Raw genomic sequence first — 19,800 nt, forward strand, 5'->3', positions numbered from 1 at the left:
TGTTCAGCGACCTGGCCTCCAACCAGGGGCTCGGACCGGTGGCGGCCATCGGCATCGCCGCGTCGGTGTTGGCGTCGGTGACGTTCCTGCCCTCGGTGCTCGCCGTGTTCGGCAGGGCCGCGTACTGGCCGTTCCGTCCCCAGTACGGTTCGACGCCGCCGGAGTCGGGTGGCGTCTGGGGCAGGATCGCCAAGCGAGTGGACCGCAGCCCGCGGGCCGTGTGGGTGATCACCTCGATGGTCCTGTTGGTGGGCGTGGCGTTCGTCCCGCAGTTGAAGGCCAGCGGAACATCCGATTCGGATGTCTTCCTCGACCCTGTCGAGTCGGTGGCCGGGCAGGAGGTGTTGTCGCGGCACTTCCCCGGTGGTTCCGGTGCGCCCGCGGTGGTGATCGCGGACGAGTCGCGCGCCGATGCTGTGCTCGCCGCCAGCGACGTGGACGGGGTGTCCAGCGCCGAGATCACCGGGACCGCCGATGGTCTGGTGCGGATCGAGGCCGTGCTCGACGACGCCGCCGATTCGGAGGCGGCCATCGCCACGGTGGAGCGGCTGCGCGATTCGGTGCACGGTGTCGAGGGCGCGGATGCCAAGGTCGGTGGCACCACGGCCGAGCAGTTGGACACGAGGAAGACCTCCGAACGCGACCGGGCGGTGATCATCCCGATCGTGCTCGTGGTGGTGTTCGCGGTGCTCGCGTTGTTGTTGCGGGCGGTGGTGGCGCCGCTGGTGTTGATCGCCACCGTGGTGTTGTCCTTCGCCACCACGATGGGTGTGTCGGCGTTGGTGTTCAACCACATCTTCGAGTTCCCCGGCGCCGACCCGGTCGTGCCGCTGTTCGCCTTCGTGTTCCTGGTCGCGTTGGGGATCGACTACAACATCTTCCTGATGACCCGGGTGCGCGAGGAGGCGTTGTCGGTCGGCACCCGGAAGGGCACGTTGCGCGGGCTCACCGTCACCGGTGGGGTGATCACCTCGGCGGGTGTCGTGTTGGCGGCGACGTTCTCCGCGTTGGCGGTGTTGCCGATCCTGTTCCTGGCGCAGTTGGCGTTCATCGTGGCTTTCGGCGTGCTGCTCGACACTCTCGTGGTGCGTTCGCTGCTGGTGCCGGCGTTGACCATCGACATCGGTAAGCGCATCTGGTGGCCGTCCCGTCTGGGTCGGGGAAAGCGGGCGGAGCCGGCTGAACTGGGTCGGGGGAATCAGGAGGAGTAGGCGTTTCCCCTGCGTATCGCCTGGGAATGTTCATCTCCACAGGTTCGTGTCCGATGACGGAGGTGACCCGCGACATGGCCATGTGCGAGGTCTGTGGCAATGACTACGAGATGACGTTCGAGATCAACACTCAGGGTGGTGGGGTGCACACGTTCGACTCGTTCGAGTGCGCTATTCACCGGTTGGCACCGATCTGCGAGCATTGCGGCTGTCGGGTCATCGGCCACGGCGTGCAGGTGGAGGGCCGGTTCTTCTGTTGTGCCCACTGTGCGCGCCAGGTCAGCGAACAGGGCCACCAAGCCCGAGACGCCGTCGGCGCGGTCTAATCTCCCCGGCGTGTCCGCAGCCTGCGTCGTCGTGTCCGCAGTTCCCGTAGCCGTGTCCGCAGGGTGTGTATCCGCTCCCGACAAGTGCCATAGGAACTCCTTCCAGGACAAGCGGAATCCGCACCCTGTTAAGTCCGGTTAAGACAGTCCACTGTCAGCAGAGCGCCGAGATAGCGGTTTACCAACGTCTGATGTAGACACCGTCCACATCCGGGTCGAGGGCCGGCCAGGCCGGTTGGAGGTAGTCGTCGAGCCGCCAGAGTGGGCCGTGGGCCGGTCGTCGGGGAGCAAGTCGGGGAGGGGCGCGAGTAGTGCGGCGGGGACGTCATACATCGCCGGTTCCCGCTGGAGGCTCATCCGCGTAGTCGCGCATGTGCTGCGCGAGCCATTTCACGTCCACGCTGAGTCGGCGGATCTGGTGCACGTCGTGTGGTGCGGCGTCGGCCAGGTGGGCCAACGCGCCGATGCTCTCGTATACGTGGCACCACAGGGGCCGGTTCGGGCCGTCGGCGGAGGGTGTCGACCAGTGCGCGGATCGACATGTTTCGAGCACGCCCACGGCGAGGTCGTGCAGGTCTTCGCGGGTTCCGCCTGCCGCGCCGCAGAGGTCGGCGAGGGTGTCGTTGAGCAGTTGCCATTGCGGGCGGGTGAGGACGGCGTATGCCTCGGGCGCGCTCATTTCGCTTCCTCGAGGGCGGAGGCGGGCGGGATCTCGTCGGCGGGGAAGCGCAGCCGCACGCGGATCTCGCGGTCGCAGGCCCAGCAGGTGCGATCGAGCCAGAGGCCGGTGATGTCGTCGACGGTGGGGGTGACGACCTGTCCGCACAGCGCCGCCAACTCCCGCTCAGGCGCCGGAATGTCCCGTTGGGTGTCGTAGGCATGTCGTAACCCGCCGGCCTGCTGCCAGAGATACCGCTGCATGTGGCCCTCCTGAAGCACGAGATCCGTGCTTTTCATCGCCAATGTGCAAGGACAAGATGTCTCGTGCATGCACGGTTGCACAATGCCCCAATCGGCTGACTTTGTGACTTTTCGCACGCGGTCGGTAGCATTTTGTGCATGGCCAGCACAGCCAATACGCCCGGTGCTCGGGCACTCGGCGCGGAACTATTAAGACTCCGCAAGCATTCCGGGCTCACGATGACTCAGCTCGGACAGGCGATCGGGCGTTCCCACACCCACATTTCGCGTTGGGAGAACGGCAAACTCGTGCCCTCTGTGGAGGAGGTCGCGCGGGTACTGGGTGTCCTTGGTGTCTCGGGCGAGGAGTTCGACAACGTCATTCAACTGGCCCGGGAAGCAGCGGATCCGAACTGGGTCGCACCCGGGGTGGTGCGGCATCTGGCGATGCTTACCGGATACGAACGCACCGCTTCACGTATCACGAATGTGGAACCGTCGCTCATTCCCGGGTTGTTGCAGACGGCGGACTACGCCCGCTCGATCATGTTGTCCGCGGGGGCGACCGCTGGGGAGGCGGACCAGCGGACAACACACCGGATGGGGCGGCAACACGTTCTCACTCGACCGCGTCCGGTGCGGCTCGACGCCATCATCGGCGAACAAGCCCTGCGGTATCCGCCATGCAGTGCCGGCGTGATGGTCGACCAGTTGCACGCCCTGCTCAAATGGGCGCAGCTGGACAACGTCACGATTCAGGCAGTGCCGTTCGACAGCGGCTATCTGCCGCATTTGGAAGGCGCGTTTGTGCTCATCGAGTTCGAGAAAGCGCCGCCCGTGGTGCAGCTGGAGCACTACCGCAGCGCGACCACTCTCACCGATCGACGAGATGTACGGGACTATCAGGCCGCGGCGGATACGATGCGACAGCAGGCGATGAGCCCCACCGCCACCGAGGAGTTCATCGCAAGTCTTCTCAGCGAGATGGAGATCGGTACATGAGCACGGACAGCCAGTGGCGTAAGTCGAGCTTCAGCGGCAATCAGGGCAATTGCGTCGAGTTTCGTCGTGTCGAGGGTGGTGTGGAGGTGCGTAACTCCAAACGCCCGGACGAAGGCGCCGTCGCCTACACCGACAGCGAGTGGCGGGCGTTCGTCGCGGGTGTGAAGGTGGGCGAGTTCGACGTCTGACCGACGGCGGTGACGTTTCCGCATACCAACGCAGGCCGGGAACGTCACCGCTTCGAAGGCCGAGTTCGCGACTCGCTCTTGAATTCTTCTCAATCGCCGCTGACTGGTTTCGTCTTTCCTCGCTACGAGGATTTCCGGACCTTATTAAGACCACGCGGGGTTCGTTCGGCTCGTCCGCGGCAACGGCGCATCAGCCGTGAAGGCAGCGACGTCTCCCAGGGAGAGAAACCCGCTGGGAGATGGTGACTCACTTGTCGACACTGGCGTTACACCACACGCTGAACGAGCTCGACCGCTGCACGACCTTCGTCCCGTCGATGGTGATCGAACAGGTGATGGTGCCGTCGAAGCCGTTGAAATCGTCGCTGTCGACCGGCGTCGCGGACAGCGCGAGCCGGTGGGAACCGTCGCCGAAACCGAGCTCCCGCTGCCACTTCTTAGCCGGGCCCACCATGATCGACCGCTGCTCGTCGATGTCACCGTAGTGAACGGTCACCGCCTGATACGTGGTGAGTTCGAAGACGACGATGTGCTGGTGGGTCGCCTTCGCCGGGTCCGGTTTCCCGATCCTCAGTTCGGGGTGCTGTGCCCGATCGCCGGTTTCGCCGCCCGTCGCGTTCCCCGCCACGCAGGCGAGCAGGCCGGTGGTCGAGAGGACGGCTCCCGTGACGGCGAGGCCCTTGTTCGCCCTCGACCGCCACCTTCCGGCGACACCGGCGAGGGAGAACAGTAAGCCGACGACCACCAACGGCCAGGCCGCCGCTCCGGCCGGGGGGACGAACGCGAACACCAGACCCCCAAGGCCCAGAGCGAATCCGGCGACACCGAGACCGTTTCGCGGTGCGGTGGTGACGGCATGATCCACGGCTGCTGCTTCCCTCGCGCTGTTCGAGCTGCTCCACGGCGTGTCGGCGTGGTGGGACTACCCGGGGAAAACGGCGGCTATCGGCGACGAGGACTCATCAGCGAAAGGTGTGATCACTGAACAGGGTGGACCCATCGGTTGCGGTTCTTTACGCACTTTGGGGTGCACAGGCCGGTCTTTCGACCTCTCAAGTGCTCTGCATCTCCAGCCAGGTGGCGGCGAGCTCTCCCATACGCAGCCGGGATTCCGGGATCACGAAGTACAACCGTCCGCCGTCGCCCCATTTCCAACCCAAGTCGTCGTCCGAGTCGAGCTGCAACAGCAGGCGCCACGGGCCGCCATTCGCCGAGAACGAGCGGGACGACGCGGAATCACTCTCCGCGCGGTGGAACACCGGGGCCTGCAGCGAGCCCGGCCAACCGCCGATTTGGTTCTCGACGGTGCCCAGGTTGTTCTCCATCAGTTCGTCCCATGCCGCGTTGGTGGCTGAGTAGCGTTCGATCAGAGGGCTCGGCGGGTACGGACCTTCGGCGACTCCGAGCGTCCGCGCCACGATCTCGTTCTCCCACGTCGGTAACGTCAGAACCGGCACGAAGTTCACCGGTCGCGTGGGCCGGACAGACGTTTCGCGGGGAGCCACGCGTTCCTTCGCGTCGGGACCGGCGGGTACGACACACCAGGTGGAAGTGGGGTCATCGCCTGTCCACAGCAGCTCCGGTTCCTCGGTGAGGAAGAAGAAGTTGAGAAAACGGGTACCGGAGGGCAGCCCGGGCAGATCGCAGTGGTCGAGTTCGCCGACGTCGATGACGGCCAGCAGGTCGAGGGGAGTATCGAAGTAGGTGGGCCACGGCGTCGTATCGTCCAGCCGTGGCAGGCCTCCGAGGTGAGAGCGACACGCGCCGACCTCATCGGCGGTCACCAGGCGCAATCCCGGACGAGCCAGCCCGGTGACCCGGTCGGCTGCCATGACGTCGAATACGCGGCCGAACATCCAGCTCAGCTGCTCCCGCTGTCGATCAAGTCCCCACATGATGCGAGCACCATGCCACGGGGTGCTGACAGGCCGCCCGCGGCAGCCGGTGGATACGGCACCCGCGCCTCGGCTTCGTAGACCTGCTGGTCGCGACGGCCTTTTCCGCGGTTCGTGGTTGAATCACTGACGGACCGATAAGTGAAGGGGTGGAAGTGGCTAGGCTCGGAGAACTGGAGCGCGCGGTGATGGAGGTGCTCTGGGCGCGCGACGAACCCGTCAGTGTGCGCGCGGTACATGCCGCTCTGGGTGATCGCGGGCTCGCCTACACCACCGTGATGACGGTCCTGACCCGGCTGGTGGGCAAAGGTCTTGTGCAACGCAGGCGGGAGGGCCGGGCGTGGCTGTACAGGCCGGTGGCCGGTCGTGAGGCGTATGTCGCGGAGTTGATGCTCGAAGCGTTGGAGCTCAGCGGCGACCGTGGTTCGGCGCTCGTGCATTTCGCGAAGTCGGTGACCAGTGACGAGGCCGATGCGTTGCGGCAAGCGTTGCAGCAGGGCCGCCAGGTGAAACCGCAGGGTGAGCAGACGTGATCCTCGTCGGGCATCAGGCCGCGGCCGGGGCCATCGCAGTGTTGGTGATGGTGTGGTTGTTGCGCAGCCGCTGGACTCATGCTCACCCGCGGCCGGCTCTGGTGTTGTGGCAGATCAGCGGCCTGACCTTCGTGATCTCGGTGGTCGGGGTGCTGTTGGGTTTCGGGCTCGCGCCGTTCCGCCGGGGCTTTCTGCCCGCGCTGCTCGACCTGCCCACGCGGTGGACCGAGCTGGACGCCTGGCATTTCGCGGCCGTGGCCGCGGGCCTGATGCTGGGCGTGTGGCTGGTGGTCAACCAGCTCCTGTGCCTGCGGGACACGGCGCGGGCCAGGGCGCGGCACCGATTGCTGTTGCAGTTGGTGGCGCAGCCGAACTCGGGCGCGCTCGTGGTTGACCACCCGGCGGCGGTGGCCTACTGCGTGCCGGGCAGGCGGCCACGCATCGTGGTGAGCGCGGGGGCCCGCAAGCTGCTCAGTGAAACGGAACTGGACGCCGTACTCGCGCACGAACGCGCACACGCCTACGAGCGACACGACCTGGTGGTGGCGCCGTTCCAGGCGTTGCGGCGACTCCTGCCGCGCAGCCGCGTGCTGACGCGGGTGTGTTCCGACATCGAGTTGCTGGTCGAGATGTGCGCCGACGACAAAGCCGCACGTCAGCACGGCAGGGAGCCGTTGGCGCGTGCGCTGGAGCGGTTCCACGCCAACGGGTCGACGGGCACCCCGATGGGCGCGCTCGCCGTCGCGGGCGTCGACACGCACGTACAGGCGCGCATCCAGCGGTTGCGGAAACCTCAACAGGGGAGGTTTCCGCTGGTCTGGCCGCTGGTGTGTGGGTTGTTGCTGACGGCGTTGGGCACCTCGGTGGGTATCTTCGCGGTGCCTCTCTAACGTTTACTACCACTTGTAGTATCTTGCCGCCATGGAAATCGTTTACGACCTTCTCGTCGTTCTGCATCTCCTCGGTATGGCGCTCATCGTCGCCGGTGTGGTGATGCGGCTGACGGCGGCCTCCTCGCCCAGCGCGATGGTGATGCTGTCCGGCGCCGGCGCGCAGGTGATCACCGGAGTCGCCCTCACCGGCATCGCCTCGGCGGGCCTCGTGGACAACGAGGTCGACAACACCAAGATCGCTGTGAAACTGGGCATCGCCGTCATCGTGTTGGTGCTGGCCCACATCCTCTGGCGCAGGCCGCAGGCGGGCCCCGGGCTGCTCTACACGATCGCCGGGCTGACGCTGGTCAACATCGGCGTCGCGGTGTTCTGGTGACGGAATCCGCCTACCCGCGACGCCGCGGCGCCGTCCGGCGCAACCACAGCAGCCCGAACACCGGCAGCACGAGCGGGATGAACAGATAACCCATCCCGTAGTTCGACCACACCGTGGCATCGGGGAACGCCTCGGGGAGGGCGAGGCTGACAGTGCCGATCACGAGCACGCCGATCATCTCGAAGGCGCACGCCGCGACGGCCACGCGCCACCACTTCACGCCGCGTTTGGCCAATGCCACGGTCGCGAGCAGGTACACCACGGCGGCGAGAGCGGAGAGCGCATAGGGCACGGGTGCTTCGTCGAACCGCGTCGCGATCTGCGACAGGGCCCGCGCGGTGGCGCCGATCGCGAAAATCGCGTAGACGGCGATCAGTACCCGGCCCGGTCCGCTCGCCGTGACGGGTGGGTCGTCGGAGGGGATCGCGGACGTTTCGGGCTCGCGCTCAGACACTTGCACCCTCCCACACCTGGTACATCCGCATGATCAGCACGGGCACCGTGATGCAGGCGACGCCGAGTACCGCCGTGCTCGACCGGGTGCGCTCGGCCAGCGCCCACACGGTGCCCAACGGGAGCACCAGCAACACGACGAGCAGATAGATGAGGAACGTGACGATGCTGCCCGGGTGCTCGCCCGAGATCAGCAGCATGATCGAGATCACCGCTTGAACGAGCAGCAGCGCCTCGACGCCGATGAGCCCGTACAGCAGCGATGTCGTGGGCGGCCGGTTCATGGCGACGAGCACGAAGCTCCACACCGCGACCACGAGTGCGCAGATCGCGATGGCGACGGCGAACCCACTGATCACTGGTCCTCCCAACGTCTACGACCAGTCGTAGGATACGGGGAGCCTCGAAAGCGCCGTCAGCTGACCATCAGGGTTTGCAGCGCTTCTCGCAGCGGGCCGGTGATCTCCACGGGACGTCGGCTGCTCCGGTCGACGAAGACGTGCACGAAGTGTCCCTGAGCGATGAGCTCAGAGCGATCCTCGCGGTGCATGCCGATCTCGTAACGCACGCTCGACCGCCCCAGGTGACCGACCCGAAGGCCGACCGACAGTTTCTCCGGATACGACACCGAGGCGTGGTAGTTGCAGTGCGACTCCACGCACAACCCGATGACTTCGCCCTCGTGGATGTCGAGGCCACCCTTGTCGATCAACCAGTTGTTGATCACGGTGTCCATGAACGCGTAGTGGACGACGTTGTTGACGTGCCCGTAGACGTCGTTGTCCTTCCACCGGGTCGGCACGATCTCCCAATGCGCGTAGCTCACCGCGCGAGAATCTCATGATCACGGTGTCCGAGTCGAGAGAGTCGAGGGGAGCGACACCACTCACCGACGAACGAGCGTCGATCACGACACCAACACGATCCGCGCGCACTTGCCGGACTCCGCACTCACGCCCGTCCTGTCTCGGATACGGTCATGCGCGTGCCAATACTGGGTGGAGGAACACCATGACGAGCACCGTGCCACGGCACGGTTCCGGGACGACCGGGCCGCCCGCCGGCTCGCAACCACCGACACAAGGACGGGGACAGAGATCCGGTCTCGCCGGTCTGCTCGACCTTCCGGCGGAGATGCTGCGCGGCATGGCGCGGACAGCGGCCACCACGCCGGGACGGCTTTCCTTCATCGGCGCCGGAGTCGTCGTGTTGTCACTGCTGGTAGGCCTGGTGGGCACGCTGGCGATGCAGGACCGCGATGACAGCATCGACGCGCTGATCGAGCACAGGGAGCCGCTGGCCGCCGCGGCCCAGGAGGTGTACCGGTCGCTGTCCGACGCTGACGCCACCGCGGCGACCGCGTTCCTGATGCCGGGAACCGAACCGGACGAACTTCGTGACCGCTACGCGGACGCCATCGCCAGGGCGGGAGCGGCACTGGCGAAAGCGGCCTCTGACTCGGCGGGGATCCCCGAGGCGGAGCAACAGGTCGGCACCATCAGCCAGAAGCTGCCGGTCTACACCGAGCTGGTGGCCACGGCGAAGGTGAACGACCACCAGGGTTTCCCCGTGGGCTCCGCCTACCTGCGCGAGGCGTCCGAGCTGCTGCGGTCGGAGATCCTGCCCGCCGCCGAACGGCTGTACGAGATCAACACCGATCGGCTGGTGGACGAGCAGGACAGCGCCACGAGCTTTCCGTGGCTGACGGCGGCGCTGCTGCTCGGCTTGATCGCCGCCCTCGTCTACGCCCAGCTCTACCTGCAACGCAAGACCAACCGGGTCTTCAACGTCGGCCTGCTGGTGTCCTCGGGCGCTGTGGCACTGCTGGTGCTGTGGATAACGATCGCCCTCATCGTCCAAGGCGTGTTGGTGGGAAGCGGCCGCGAGGACGGAACCGAACAGGCCGACCGACTGGTTCAGGCGCGCATCACCGCGCTGCAGGCCCGGGCCGACGAAACCCTCACGCTCGTCGCCAGGGGCGGCGGCCAAGGGTACGAGGAGAGCTTCACCGAGCAGTTCCAGCGGTTCGCGGGCCAGGACGGCCGCGGTGGCCTGTTGGGCGAGGCCCTGGCCGAAGCCGAGGGGCCCGCGGCCGCGTCACTTCGCTCGGCCACCGACCACGCGGCCGCCTGGTTGGAGGCCCACGACAACGTGCGCGACCTCGACGACGGTGGCGAGCACCAGAAGGCCGTGCGTCTCGCGATCGACGGTGAGGACGAGCGCAGCCCCGCCACGGTCTTCGCCGAGCTCGACGACGAATTGGTGTCGGCCATCGACTCGGCCCGCCAGAACTTCGTGGACGACACGTCGGCCGCCTCGGGCGCGCTGACCCTGTTGGCCCCCGGCTTCGCCGTGTTGGCGGTGATCGCCGCGCTCGGCGCCACCCTCGGCGTTCGCGAGCGGTTGCGGGAGTACCGCTGATGACGGCTCGGACGAGAACCCGCGAACGTCTCGGTCTGCTCGTGTCCTCGCTCGCCGTGCTGCTCGCGGCCTGCTCCGGGGCCACGCAGCCGATCGACCCCGCGCCCGTGGACTCGTCACACCGCCCGATGCCCGCCGGAACGGAGATCGACCCGGAACTGGGCGCGGCCGGTGAGTCCGACGAGAGCTGTGACCCCACCGCGAGCCTGCGCCCGGACTCCTCGACCCCGGCGGACTCCACGATGGCGGAGATCAAAGACCGTGGTCACCTCATCGCCGGGGTCGACCAGAACACCTTCCTGTTCGGCTTCGCCGATCCCGAGACCGGCGAGTTGAACGGGTTCGACATCGACATCACCAAGAAGATCGCCGAGGCGTTGTTCGGCGACCCCGAAGCCGTCCGCTTCAAGGCCATCACTTCGGCCGAGCGCATCGACGTGTTGCAAAACGGCGAGGTCGACATCGTCGTACGCACGTTCTCGATCACCTGCGAGCGGCTTGCGGACATCAACTTCTCGACGGTGTACTACGTGGCGGGCCAACGTGTCCTGGTGGACGCCGCCTCGATGGTCCGCGATCTGTCCGACCTCGGTGGCCAACGGGTGTGCGCGGCGAAGGACTCGACGTCGTTGCGCAACATCGCGGCCAGCAAGCCGAGGCCCGTCCCGGTGGCCGTGGAAGACTGGTCCGACTGTCTGGTGCTGCTCCAGCAGGGCCAGGTGGAGGCGGTGTCCACAGACGACACCATCCTCGCGGGCATGCGGGCGCAGGACCGGCCGGGCACCAAGATCGTCGGGGAGCCGTTCACCGAGGAGTACTACGGCATCGGCATCCCCAAAGAGAACGAGGACATGGTTCGGTTCGTGAACTCCGTGCTGGAGGATGTGCGCGGCGGTGCGTGGCAGGGAAGCTACGACCGGTGGCTGCGGGAGGACCTCGGTCCTGCCTCGCCACCCGAACCCGAGTACCGGTGAGACCCTTCGGAGGTAGCAGTGTCGGATGAGCCACGCAGCCCTCGGCATGCGGTGCCCGACGAGAGTGCCGGTCCGAGCGGGCAGCCGGACCCGGGCACAGGGGCCCAGCAGCAGGGGAACCCGCCGTCACAGCCGCACCATGCCCGGCCGCAGGCGCAACCCCCGCAGGCCCGGCCCGGCGAAGCCGACGTGCCGGAACATACTCAGGTCGTCCGCCCGGCCCCGCGGCCGGTAGCGCAGGAACCGGCGCAGGAACCGTTGCCCACGAGCGTGCTGGCGGGTAAGGCTCCCGCGACGACGTTCATCAGGCCCCCGGCACGGCCCGCCGAGTCCAGTGGCCCGCAGGAGTTGCCCGACCCGGGCACCGAGAGCGTGCTGCCGCCCAGCACCAGCGGATCGTTCTCCCCGGGCACGGGCACGGGCACGGGTACCGGCACGGGTACAGGGACGGGGACCGGCACCGGAACCGGTACAGGCACCGGCACGGGAACGGGTAGTTACCCGGGCAGGCCACGCCGGACGTCGTCACGCAAGTCGCGGCGCGGACGGCTCGGCGCGGGCCTGGTCGAGGTGCCGCAGGTGCCGTACCGCGACCCGGCCGAGGCGGTGTTGGACGACCCCGTCGTCGCCGAGGAGAAGCGGTACTGCGGTAACTGCAGGGCCAAGGTCGGCCGCAGCAAGGACGGACAGCCCGGCAACCCGGAAGGGACGTGCCACAAGTGCGGCACGCCTTACTCGTTCCTGCCGAAACTGCGTCCACAAGAGATAGTCGGTGGGCAGTACGAGGTGCTGGGTGCGCTCGCCTACGGCGGTCTCGGCTGGATCTACCTCGCCAAGGACCACAACGTCAGTGGCCGTTGGGTGGTGCTCAAGGGCCTCATCAACACCGGTGACGCCACCGCCGTGACCGCCGCGATGAACGAGATGAAGTTCCTCGCCGAGGTCGAGCACCCAAACATCGTCAAGATCTACAACTTCGTCGAGCACCCCGACCCCGACACCGGCAACTCCGTCGGCTACATCGTCATGGAGTACGTGGGCGGACAGTCGCTGCGTCAGTTGGCGCTGGCCCACCACCGGGCCAGCGGGCGCGCGGAGCCCCTGCCGATCGGGCAGGTCATCGCCTACGGGCTGGAGATCCTTCCTGCGCTGGGATACCTGCACAACCAGGGCCTGCTGTACTGCGACCTGAAGCCCGACAACGTCATCCAGACGCACGAGCAGCTCAAGCTCATCGACCTCGGCGCAGTGCGCCGCATGGACGACTACGAGAGCCCGCTGTTCTTCACCAGCGGCTACAGCGCCCCGGAACTGCCGACCCACGGCGCGTCGGTGGCCTCGGACCTGTTCACGGTCGGGCGCACGTTGGCGGTGCTGAGCTTCGAGTTCACCGGCTACACCAGCAAGTACAAGACCACCCTGCCTAGCAGGGACGAGGTCCCGCTGTTCAAGCTGTTCGACAGCTACTACCGGTTCCTGCGCAAGTCCACCCACGTCGACCCGGACCGGCGGTTCATCTCGGCTGAGGACATGGCCGACCAGCTCACGGGTGTACTGCGCGAGATCATGGCGCTCGGTACGGGCAAGCCCAGGCCGGGGGCGTCCACGGTGTTCGGGCCGGAGACCAACACCTTCGGCGTCGACCTGGTGGTACCGGAGCGTGGTGGTCAGGTGCCGCTGCCGGACCCGAACGAGGTCGTCGCCGGCCTGCCGATTCCGCAGGTGGACACCGACGACCCGGGTGCGGGTGTGTTGGCCACGTTGGTGTCGGCGGGGCCGCAGACGGCCATCAGGGCGTTGGCGAATGCGCCCCGCGAGTCCATCGAGGTCCGGTTGCGCATCGTCCGGGCCCGGATCGAGCTCGGCGAGTTGGCGGAAGCGAACCGGCAGTTGCAGGCGGCGCAGTACCTGGCGATCAAGTCGGGTTTCCCGCACGACTGGCGGGTGGACTGGTACAAGGGGCTGATCGAGCTCGCGGGCGGCCGGGCCAGGGTGGCCCACGTGGCGTTCGACGAGGTGTACGACGAACTGCCGGGCGAGATCGCCCCCAAGCTCGCGCTGGCGGTGAGCGCCGAGGCCGTGGGCGACTACTTCAAGGCCGCGCGCCTGTACGAGCTGGTGTGGCGCACCGACCGCTCCTACGTCAGTGCGGCGTTCGGGCTCGCCCGCGTGTACCTGGCCCAGGGCGGTCGGCAGAGCGCTATCGAGGTGCTGGAGTCGGTCCCCGCCTCGTCCACGCACCACGTGGCGGCGCAGATAGCCGCAGTCAAGATCAAGACTCGGTTCGTCGAGAGCATGAACCAGGTGACCGAGGCGGACCTGCTGCAGGCCGCCGAACAGGTCGACCGGCTCTCCCTGGACGTTGCACGCAAGACCCGGCTGAAGGCCGAGGTGTTGGAGGCGGCATTCGACTGGCTGCGTTCGGGGCAGCCGCCCCGGCCGGACACCAAGATCCTCGGCTGCGCCCTGGCCGAGCGGGATCTGCGGTTCGGCCTGGAGGACTGCTACCGCGCGCTCGCTCGCCTGGCCGGTGATTCGCAGAGCCGGATCGCGTTGGTGGATCGGGCCAACGCGATCCGACCCCGCACGCTCACCTGAGGTGAGGCGCTTGCTCCCGGCGCAGTTCGACGACCGTGATGTCGGGAGGAGCGCCCACCCGCACGGGCGGGCCCCAGAAACCCGCGCCGCGAGTGACGTACATCTTCGTGTTCTCGCGTCGGTAGAGCCCGGCTACCACGCCCTGCTGCCAGCGCACGGCCACGTCGAAGGGCCTCAGTTGCCCGCCGTGGGTGTGCCCGGCCAGTAGCAGGTCCACGTCGTGGGCGACGGCGTCGTCGAAGTCCACGGGTTGGTGGGCGAGCAACACGACGGCGCGTTCGGGATCACGGCCGGCGAGGGCCGCGCCGACGTCTCCCGGGTCCTGCCATTGGTACCCGGTGGCGTCGTTGATGCCCGCGAGGTCGAACACGCCGTCGTTGTGGTGGATCTCCACCCGCTCGTTGCGCAACGGCCGGACGCCCAGCGTGGGCAGGTGCTCGATCCACTGCCGATAGCCGACGTAGTACTCGTGGTTGCCAGTGACGTAGTAGGTGCCGTGGGTGCTGCGCAGTTCCGCGAGTGGGGCGGCGGCGTCGGCGAGGTCGGCGACGTCACCGTCCACCAAATCGCCCGCGATGGCGACCGCGTCCACTCGTTCGGCGTTGACCAGGTCGACGATGCGCTGCGTGAACGACCGGCCGATGATCGGCCCGAGATGGACGTCGCTGATGAGCGCGATGCGGAAGCCCTCGACACGCGGATCCAGGCGGCGCAGCGTGATCGGCACCCGGGTGACGGTCGGAGGGCCCATGGCCACACTCACGCCGTAGCCGGTCAACCCCACCGCCACCACGCTCGCGACCAGAGCCGACCCTCGGGCCAACACCAGCCTTCGAGACACCCCGGTGGCCGATTCGGTGTTCGATTCGGGGTTCGAGGTCGGCCGGGTATCGACGGCGGTGTCGACAGCGGGGCCGCCCGGCTCGCCGTTCGCCCCGTCCACGGAGGCACCTTGCTTTTCGGAGGCACCGCGCTTTTCGAGTGCTCGGCGCTCTTCGCCCTCACCGCGCCCGCCCCGCAGCCACCGCCGCAGCACCAGCCGAGGCAGCTCCAGCACGAGCAGGGCCAGCAACAGGTAGAAGAACACCGCCAGCCACAGATAACCAGGCCAGGCGAACCACCGGGCGATGTCCGGAGAGACGCTCGTCCCCAGAGACAGTGCCGCCATCATCAGCGTCACGAGGATCGCGAGCACCACCGTGCCCACCTTGCGGGAGCGGCTCTTCGGCGGAGTCGTGTCAGCCACCAACCGCTTCCACAGATACAGGTGGACGACCGCGATCAGAACGCTGAGGACGGTGAAGAACATCAGGGGCCGATGTTCCAGTCCGCGTAACGCTCACCCAGTTTCTGGAGCTGCGCCACGTCGCCGTGCTTGATGAAGTGCTCTACACCCACGGTGACGAACAACCCCCGGCCCTCGACGGCCAGTGGACCGTCGGGCGCGCCGATCCTGCCCTCGCCACTGACGTAGACCTTGCGGCCCGCCACACCGTCGACCCTGCTCGTGATGTAGACGGTCGTGTCCACGGGCACGGGTTTCCGGTAGTCGGTCTCCAACCGTGCGGTCACGACAGGCGCTTTGAGCAGGTTCCCCACGGTGGCACCCAGCGCCTCGTCGAACGCGCACGACAGCAGTCCACCGTGTGCGATCCCCGGAGAACCCTGGTGGGCCTTGGTGACGGTGAACGTCGTCACCACGACGTTGTCGTCCTCCACGGTCGACCGGAGACGCAGGCCCGACTCGACCTCGTCACCGCAGCCGAAGCATTGGCCGAAGTGCGGGTCCAAGGTGGTGCCGGCCGAAGGCGCGTCAGGATGTGGTTTCGGCGGGTCCACCTCGACGGGCGGCCAGTTCTGTGCGGTTCTGCTCACAATCCCACGCTAACGACCGGCCCGGACACCGACGTGTGGCGGTGGCCCACAAAGCGGCCACCGCCACATCGGGCGAACATCGTTGGCCGTCGGCTCAGCTGTCGAGAGCCGACAGGGACGTCCACTCTTCCCAGGAGTAGGTCCAGTCGTAGTACATGCCGTCCTGCGGCCCGAGTTCCTCCGAGCTACCCGTGATCTCCATCGGGTCGCCGATCATCGTGCTGTCGTAGAACTCCTTGGCGTTATCCGGCGCCAGGTTGATGCAGCCGTGGGAGACGTTGCGTCTGCCCTGGTCGCCCACCGACCACGGCGCGGAGTGGACGAACTCGCCGTTGTTGGAGACGCGTACCGCCCACTGCACCTCGAAGTCCTCGTAGCCGTAGCCGGGGTTGTTCATGAAGTACGTGGGGTGCTTGCTCATCACGACATGGATGCCGCTACGGGTGACTCGACCCGGGTCGGATTCGAGGCCGAAGCTCGCCGGGTACTCGCCCACCTTCTCGCCGTCGCGATAGACCACCATGCGGTGTTCCTGGGTGTCGGCCTTCACGATCTGGGCACGTCCGATCGTGAAGGCCACCTCGAGGTCGTTGGCGCCGTAGACGCCACCACCCATGGGCACGCCGTACAGGTCGGCGCGAACCTTCACCTCGGTACCCGGCTTCCAGTACTCCTTCGGCCGCCAGTGCACGGACGTGTCGTTCTCCAGCCACGCCCACGCCCCCTCGGTCTCAGGAGTCGTCTCGATGTTCAGGGCCTTCTCGACAGCAGCCTTGTCCTGCACCGGGGCGTCGAACGTGAGGGACACGGGCATGGCGATGCCGTAGGTCTTGTCGTCGCCGACATTCGACTTCACGTTGTTCGTGGCGCTCGGAGTGACCGTGGTGAACGAACCTTCGATCGGCACCGTCTCGCCGTCACCGCCCACGGCGCTACCGGACCACGTGTAGGTTTTGCCGTAGCCGAGTGGCTCGGCGACCTTCCACGTCGTCTTGTCCTCCGACAACTCGCCCTTGACCGACTTGCTCTCGGAGTTGGTGAGTTCGACTTCTTCGATGGTGCCACCGGAGACCGTCACCGATATCGGGTCGCGCGGGGCGACGTCGTCCGCCCCGGCTTGCGGTGCGAGAACGACTTCAGCGGACGAGTCGGCGCCAGCGCCTTGGGCCCCCTGCGCGCTGTTGCCGTCGCTTCCCGAGCTGGTACATGCGGCTAGGCCGAGGATGACTGTCAGAACGGCAGCAAGAATCGCGATCGGTCTTCTGCCGACTGCCGACGTCGAATCTTTCAAGGTTGTGCCCCTTCCCCACCTCACCTGGCTGACGTACCGGGATATGTGTTCGTTGCCCCCGGAGGAAAGTGATCACACTCACACATTCGAGAGTGGCCACTCGTATTGATGACGTTTTTGGTGCCCCTCCGTGTTCCCCGCTGTGGGGTGACAGACTCGAAAAGCGGTACTGAGCGTGATCACCAAGGGCGAGCGGCGGCGTAACCCCTCGGGCGGTGATCCGCCCGGACGGGCCAACACCCCCATGAGGGGGTTTGCAATCCGACGAATGCCGGTAGGCTTCATAGCGGCCGTCGTTTTGCGTGTTAGTGGCTTCACACTCGCGGAACTTCTGACGCGAGCCGTTAGCCGAACACGCTTACGTGCTCGTCTCGTTGGAACCGCCCGGGACGGCCAGGACATCGCTTCGGCGACGTCCACGCGGAACAGCAACGAGGAGTACAACGGTGGCGCAAGGCACTGTGAAGTGGTTCAACGCCGAGAAGGGCTTCGGCTTCATCGCCCAGGACGGTGGCGAGGGCGACGTGTTCGTCCACTACTCGGAGATCGAGGGCCGTGGCTTCCGCACGCTGGAGGAGAACCAGCGTGTCGAGTTCGAGGTGGGGCAGGGCCAGAAGGGCCCCCAGGCTCAGAGGGTTCGTGCTCTCTGACGGATAAGTCTCACTGAAAGAGGTCGAGCCCCCGGCGGTCGTAAGCGCCGGGGGCTCGCTTCTTTTTTCAGACCTGTGGACGGATGGTGATCAGCGGGCCGGGCCGGGCATCGAGTCTTCCGGCCACTGGTGTTCCACCAGGAAAAGTTCCTCGGTGGCGGATTCGCCGGGTTCGTCGGAAGGCCAGGGCTCGGGTGTCAGCGACTGCGGCTCCGCCGGAGCGGTGGGAGCCGCCGAGGAAGCCGACATCGCCGGAGCCACCTGCCGTGTCGACTCCTGCGAACGGTCGCTGGTTTCGCGTGCCAGGCGTTCCAGCACCCATTCCTGGGCTAGGGCCTGGGGTGAGGTCCCGAGTTCGGTGGCGAGGTCCTTGAGTTGCTGTCCGGCCACGTGGCTCAGCCGCAGCTGGTACACCTGCGCTTCCCCGAACCGCCGCTCGGAGCCGGTGCTTTCGACGTCGTTTTCGGGGGCGAGTGCCGCCAGGTAGCTGGAGAGCTCGGGATCTTCGCCGACCGATTCGTCGACTGCGGGCGCGGACCGGCCACGACGACGTGTGGGGCCCGCGGCCTTGTTGGCGCTTCGATTGCGTCCGAATGAGGGAAGAGGCACGGCCACACGATAACGGTTGTGTCTCGAAGATCGCTTGCCTGTGGTTCGACGCACAGCGCCGGCCCCTCGTGCGTGGGCGATCTCCGGTTCGACGGAAGGGCGCCCGACCGTCCGGATGGGGTAGCCCGATGCTCCGGGCGAAGCCGTGTAACGACTGCGAGGGTGTAGCGACTACAGAGATGGAGAAGGCCCCCGCGCCAGGGGGAGGAACGCGGGGGCCGGAGGGGATCTCCACAGGCGCTGACCGGGGGTGTGTCAGCACCTCGATTGTTACACGACACTCCGCGCGATCGCGAGTGCTGAAGCGAAAAAGCCCTCCTGCCCGTTACCTGGTCGACGTGTGATGTTCACCTCCCACAGCCCTCGGGTGGGGGTTTCTGTGCACTCTCCGTGTTCTTTAGTTCACTCTCCGGGGGGCTGCGGGTTATTCGTGCACGTCGCTAGCCTCGCGGCCACAACTTCGAGCCTTGGAGGAGCCATGAACGGGTCGGTTGAGGTACGGCAGTTCCTCCTTCGATACGAGGGAGAAGGGCACGGTGTTCGATATGGGGGCGTGCCCACGCAGCGAGCTGGCCAGGAGGCTCCGCGGATTTCGGACGATCAGGTACGCAGGGCCCGACTCGCCGTGGCACACGGCGCGGCCGGAGCGGAGGACTGTGCGCGCCTGTTGGACATGCTGGGTCTGAGCCCGGACGAAAGTGGGCGCCCACCGGTGCAGCGCTGATGCCCGCTGATGCCTGCCGGTGCCTGCTGACGTTGGCTGATGTCGACTGATGGCCGGTCGGTGTCGGTTGATGCCGCTGCCGCCGCGATAGCCGTCGGCGGCACGGAGGGATCGGCGAAGCAGTGGCCGGGAAGTGGTGGCCGAAGTCGAAGATGTGGTTGCCGAGATGCACACCCCCTGTCCCGTGCATCTAGGCAACCCCGTCGTCAAGTTAGTGGCTATGTGTGCCGATGGGCAATCAATTACCGCCTACAGCACCTTTTGGCCGAAAAATTTCCGTATGGCGGAAGTTCGACCGGGGGATTTTGTGGCGGCATCACGGCTCGGTCGTGGCCGTCCGCCCTCGGTCGCCCGGGCGCTCGGGTGGCGAGAAGGGATGAGCGGGGGGCGAGAAGGGTGGCGGCGGTGCGGCGTCGATGCGGCGGCGGTGCGATGTCGACGCGGCGCTGTGGACGCGGTGCCGGTGCGTTGTCTCGACCTTGCACCCGTTCCGCCGAAGGGGTCGGCGTTTTCGCAGGTAGTTGGCGCTTTTCGGGGTTCATGGACCCCCCTGTGAAAAGGGGTGTGGGGGTGTCGTAGACTAATCATCGCTCCCAGGGGGACCTGAGAGCGCGGTCGGTCGGTCCGCCGAACCGATCGGGCTCCCATCGTCTAGCGGCCTAGGACTCCGCCCTTTCAAGGCGGCAACGCGGGTTCGAATCCCGTTGGGAGCACTCTGGTATAACTGAATAACGAGTCAAGGCCCTGTGGCGCAGTTGGTTAGCGCGTCGCCCTGTCACGGCGAAGGTCGCGGGTTCGAGTCCCGTCAGGGTCGCAACGGCGTTCCGGTGGTGGACCGGCGTCCTGGCCAGGTAGCTCAGTTGGTAGAGCGTCCGCCTGAA

At 66.8% G+C, this 19,800-nt stretch carries 23 protein-coding genes and 2 tRNA genes; 14 read left to right on the forward strand and 11 right to left on the reverse strand.

Annotated elements, in window-relative coordinates:
* Both M7H19_RS14005 and M7H19_RS14010 read left to right on the forward strand, forming a co-directional pair.
* On the forward strand, nt 1-1,211 hold a 1,211-nt coding region (locus M7H19_RS14005), incomplete at its 5' end, for an MMPL family transporter (protein WP_298181381.1).
* Between the two features lie 74 nt (nt 1,212-1,285).
* Nucleotides 1,286-1,537: a Prokaryotic metallothionein gene (locus tag M7H19_RS14010; RefSeq protein ID WP_298181419.1), complete on the forward strand. Its 252-nt coding sequence runs from the start codon at nt 1,286-1,288 to the stop codon at nt 1,535-1,537.
* A 325-nt stretch (nt 1,538-1,862) separates the two neighbouring features.
* Here the strand turns inward: M7H19_RS14010 and M7H19_RS14015 are convergent, their stop codons facing one another.
* Together M7H19_RS14015 and M7H19_RS14020 are read right to left on the reverse strand one after the other, a co-directional pair.
* Entirely contained in the window at nt 1,863-2,216 is a 354-nt protein-coding gene (locus M7H19_RS14015; protein ID WP_298181383.1) for a hypothetical protein, read from the reverse strand.
* Nucleotides 2,213-2,458 (reverse strand): zinc finger protein, encoded by a 246-nt coding sequence (locus tag M7H19_RS14020; protein WP_298181421.1) that lies wholly within the window; start codon nt 2,456-2,458, stop codon nt 2,213-2,215. Before M7H19_RS14020 ends, M7H19_RS14015 begins: the two co-directional genes overlap by 4 nt.
* A 138-nt stretch (nt 2,459-2,596) precedes the next feature.
* Here M7H19_RS14020 and M7H19_RS14025 point away from each other — a divergent pair, with 138 nt between their 5' ends.
* Together M7H19_RS14025 and M7H19_RS14030 are read left to right on the forward strand one after the other, a co-directional pair.
* Entirely contained in the window at nt 2,597-3,439 is an 843-nt protein-coding gene (locus tag M7H19_RS14025) for a helix-turn-helix transcriptional regulator (RefSeq protein WP_298181384.1), read from the forward strand.
* Nucleotides 3,436-3,627, forward strand: coding sequence for a DUF397 domain-containing protein (locus tag M7H19_RS14030; RefSeq protein ID WP_298181385.1), 192 nt, complete (start codon nt 3,436-3,438; stop codon nt 3,625-3,627). The genes M7H19_RS14025 and M7H19_RS14030 overlap by 4 nt, the downstream gene beginning before the upstream one ends.
* 247 nt (nt 3,628-3,874) lie before the next feature.
* On the opposite strand, the gene M7H19_RS14035 is transcribed toward M7H19_RS14030, so the two are convergent.
* Together M7H19_RS14035 and M7H19_RS14040 are read right to left on the reverse strand one after the other, a co-directional pair.
* Nucleotides 3,875-4,492: a DUF4190 domain-containing protein gene (locus M7H19_RS14035; protein ID WP_298181386.1), complete on the reverse strand. Its 618-nt coding sequence runs from the start codon at nt 4,490-4,492 to the stop codon at nt 3,875-3,877.
* A 187-nt stretch (nt 4,493-4,679) separates the two neighbouring features.
* Nucleotides 4,680-5,522, reverse strand: a complete 843-nt coding sequence (locus M7H19_RS14040; RefSeq protein ID WP_298181387.1) for a DUF1963 domain-containing protein — start codon at nt 5,520-5,522, stop codon at nt 4,680-4,682.
* Between the two features lie 149 nt (nt 5,523-5,671).
* Here M7H19_RS14040 and M7H19_RS14045 point away from each other — a divergent pair, with 149 nt between their 5' ends.
* Genes M7H19_RS14045 through M7H19_RS14055 form a run of 3 tightly spaced genes read left to right on the forward strand, consistent with a single transcriptional unit; the run spans nt 5,672 to nt 7,324 of the window.
* Complete coding sequence (locus tag M7H19_RS14045) at nt 5,672-6,055, forward strand: BlaI/MecI/CopY family transcriptional regulator (RefSeq protein WP_298181388.1); 384 nt, start codon at nt 5,672-5,674, stop codon at nt 6,053-6,055.
* On the forward strand, nt 6,052-6,945 hold the full coding sequence (locus tag M7H19_RS14050) for a M56 family metallopeptidase (protein WP_298181389.1): 894 nt from the start codon (nt 6,052-6,054) through the stop codon (nt 6,943-6,945). Before M7H19_RS14045 ends, M7H19_RS14050 begins: the two co-directional genes overlap by 4 nt.
* 31 nt (nt 6,946-6,976) lie before the next feature.
* Nucleotides 6,977-7,324 carry a hypothetical protein gene (locus M7H19_RS14055; RefSeq protein WP_298181390.1) on the forward strand — a complete coding sequence of 116 codons (348 nt, stop codon included), beginning with the start codon at nt 6,977-6,979 and terminating at the stop codon, nt 7,322-7,324.
* A 10-nt stretch (nt 7,325-7,334) separates the two neighbouring features.
* On the opposite strand, the gene M7H19_RS14060 is transcribed toward M7H19_RS14055, so the two are convergent.
* From M7H19_RS14060 to M7H19_RS14070, 3 genes are read right to left on the reverse strand one after another with little or no spacing between them, the layout of a single operon-like run.
* On the reverse strand, nt 7,335-7,778 hold the full coding sequence (locus M7H19_RS14060) for a hypothetical protein (protein WP_298181392.1): 444 nt from the start codon (nt 7,776-7,778) through the stop codon (nt 7,335-7,337).
* Nucleotides 7,771-8,136 carry a hypothetical protein gene (locus M7H19_RS14065; RefSeq protein ID WP_298181393.1) on the reverse strand — a complete coding sequence of 122 codons (366 nt, stop codon included), beginning with the start codon at nt 8,134-8,136 and terminating at the stop codon, nt 7,771-7,773. The genes M7H19_RS14060 and M7H19_RS14065 overlap by 8 nt, the downstream gene beginning before the upstream one ends.
* Before the next feature lie 56 nt (nt 8,137-8,192).
* Nucleotides 8,193-8,603 (reverse strand): thioesterase family protein, encoded by a 411-nt coding sequence (locus tag M7H19_RS14070; protein ID WP_298181395.1) that lies wholly within the window; start codon nt 8,601-8,603, stop codon nt 8,193-8,195.
* Nucleotides 8,604-8,788: 185 nt separating this feature from the next.
* On the opposite strand from M7H19_RS14070, the gene M7H19_RS14075 reads away from it, so the two are divergent.
* From M7H19_RS14075 to M7H19_RS14085, 3 genes are read left to right on the forward strand one after another with little or no spacing between them, the layout of a single operon-like run.
* Nucleotides 8,789-10,198 (forward strand): hypothetical protein, encoded by a 1,410-nt coding sequence (locus M7H19_RS14075; protein ID WP_298181396.1) that lies wholly within the window; start codon nt 8,789-8,791, stop codon nt 10,196-10,198.
* Nucleotides 10,198-11,172, forward strand: a complete 975-nt coding sequence (locus M7H19_RS14080) for a glutamate ABC transporter substrate-binding protein (RefSeq protein ID WP_298181397.1) — start codon at nt 10,198-10,200, stop codon at nt 11,170-11,172. Before M7H19_RS14075 ends, M7H19_RS14080 begins: the two co-directional genes overlap by 1 nt.
* A gap of 18 nt (nt 11,173-11,190) precedes the next feature.
* Entirely contained in the window at nt 11,191-13,770 is a 2,580-nt protein-coding gene (locus M7H19_RS14085) for a tetratricopeptide repeat protein (RefSeq protein ID WP_298181398.1), read from the forward strand.
* On the opposite strand, the gene M7H19_RS14090 is transcribed toward M7H19_RS14085, so the two are convergent.
* The 3 genes from M7H19_RS14090 to M7H19_RS14100 all read right to left on the reverse strand — a co-directional run bounded on the left by M7H19_RS14090 (nt 13,763) and on the right by M7H19_RS14100 (nt 16,960).
* Nucleotides 13,763-15,079: a metallophosphoesterase gene (locus M7H19_RS14090; protein ID WP_298181399.1), complete on the reverse strand. Its 1,317-nt coding sequence runs from the start codon at nt 15,077-15,079 to the stop codon at nt 13,763-13,765. The two genes, M7H19_RS14085 and M7H19_RS14090, sit on opposite strands and share 8 nt — an antisense overlap.
* Nucleotides 15,079-15,645 carry a PaaI family thioesterase gene (locus M7H19_RS14095; protein WP_298181400.1) on the reverse strand — a complete coding sequence of 189 codons (567 nt, stop codon included), beginning with the start codon at nt 15,643-15,645 and terminating at the stop codon, nt 15,079-15,081. The genes M7H19_RS14090 and M7H19_RS14095 overlap by 1 nt, the downstream gene beginning before the upstream one ends.
* Before the next feature lie 94 nt (nt 15,646-15,739).
* Nucleotides 15,740-16,960: an Ig-like domain-containing protein gene (locus M7H19_RS14100; RefSeq protein ID WP_298181401.1), complete on the reverse strand. Its 1,221-nt coding sequence runs from the start codon at nt 16,958-16,960 to the stop codon at nt 15,740-15,742.
* 422 nt (nt 16,961-17,382) lie between these two features.
* Here M7H19_RS14100 and M7H19_RS14105 point away from each other — a divergent pair, with 422 nt between their 5' ends.
* A complete protein-coding gene (locus M7H19_RS14105; RefSeq protein ID WP_005441988.1) occupies nt 17,383-17,586 on the forward strand; it encodes a cold-shock protein in 204 nt (67 codons plus the stop codon).
* 90 nt (nt 17,587-17,676) lie between these two features.
* On the opposite strand, the gene M7H19_RS14110 is transcribed toward M7H19_RS14105, so the two are convergent.
* Complete coding sequence (locus M7H19_RS14110) at nt 17,677-18,201, reverse strand: hypothetical protein (RefSeq protein WP_298181409.1); 525 nt, start codon at nt 18,199-18,201, stop codon at nt 17,677-17,679.
* A 472-nt stretch (nt 18,202-18,673) separates the two neighbouring features.
* On the opposite strand from M7H19_RS14110, the gene M7H19_RS14115 reads away from it, so the two are divergent.
* The 3 genes from M7H19_RS14115 to M7H19_RS14125 all read left to right on the forward strand — a co-directional run bounded on the left by M7H19_RS14115 (nt 18,674) and on the right by M7H19_RS14125 (nt 19,733).
* Nucleotides 18,674-18,919 carry a hypothetical protein gene (locus tag M7H19_RS14115; protein ID WP_298181417.1) on the forward strand — a complete coding sequence of 82 codons (246 nt, stop codon included), beginning with the start codon at nt 18,674-18,676 and terminating at the stop codon, nt 18,917-18,919.
* 640 nt (nt 18,920-19,559) lie between these two features.
* Nucleotides 19,560-19,632 (forward strand) — tRNA-Glu (locus M7H19_RS14120).
* Between the two features lie 27 nt (nt 19,633-19,659).
* Nucleotides 19,660-19,733: transfer RNA gene (locus tag M7H19_RS14125), tRNA-Asp, on the forward strand.
* Nucleotides 19,734-19,800 lie beyond the last annotated feature (67 nt).

The sequence above is a fragment of the Saccharomonospora sp. genome (assembly GCF_027317685.1).
Lineage (GTDB): Bacteria > Actinomycetota > Actinomycetes > Mycobacteriales > Pseudonocardiaceae > Saccharomonospora.

Excerpts from the sequence above, each read along its gene's own strand:
- M7H19_RS14010 (WP_298181419.1), top strand. The coding sequence starts at position 1,286 with ATGGCCATGTGCGAGGTCTGTGGCAATGACTACGAGATGACGTTCGAG.
- M7H19_RS14015 (WP_298181383.1), bottom strand. The coding sequence starts at position 2,216 with ATGAGCGCGCCCGAGGCATACGCCGTCCTCACCCGCCCGCAATGGCAA.
- M7H19_RS14020 (WP_298181421.1), bottom strand. The coding sequence starts at position 2,458 with ATGCAGCGGTATCTCTGGCAGCAGGCCGGCGGGTTACGACATGCCTAC.
- M7H19_RS14025 (WP_298181384.1), top strand. The coding sequence starts at position 2,597 with ATGGCCAGCACAGCCAATACGCCCGGTGCTCGGGCACTCGGCGCGGAA.
- M7H19_RS14030 (WP_298181385.1), top strand. The coding sequence starts at position 3,436 with ATGAGCACGGACAGCCAGTGGCGTAAGTCGAGCTTCAGCGGCAATCAG.
- M7H19_RS14040 (WP_298181387.1), bottom strand. The coding sequence starts at position 5,522 with ATGTGGGGACTTGATCGACAGCGGGAGCAGCTGAGCTGGATGTTCGGC.
- M7H19_RS14055 (WP_298181390.1), top strand. The coding sequence starts at position 6,977 with ATGGAAATCGTTTACGACCTTCTCGTCGTTCTGCATCTCCTCGGTATG.
- M7H19_RS14075 (WP_298181396.1), top strand. The coding sequence starts at position 8,789 with ATGACGAGCACCGTGCCACGGCACGGTTCCGGGACGACCGGGCCGCCC.
- M7H19_RS14080 (WP_298181397.1), top strand. The coding sequence starts at position 10,198 with ATGACGGCTCGGACGAGAACCCGCGAACGTCTCGGTCTGCTCGTGTCC.
- M7H19_RS14090 (WP_298181399.1), bottom strand. The coding sequence starts at position 15,079 with ATGTTCTTCACCGTCCTCAGCGTTCTGATCGCGGTCGTCCACCTGTAT.
- M7H19_RS14115 (WP_298181417.1), top strand. The coding sequence starts at position 18,674 with ATGAACGGGTCGGTTGAGGTACGGCAGTTCCTCCTTCGATACGAGGGA.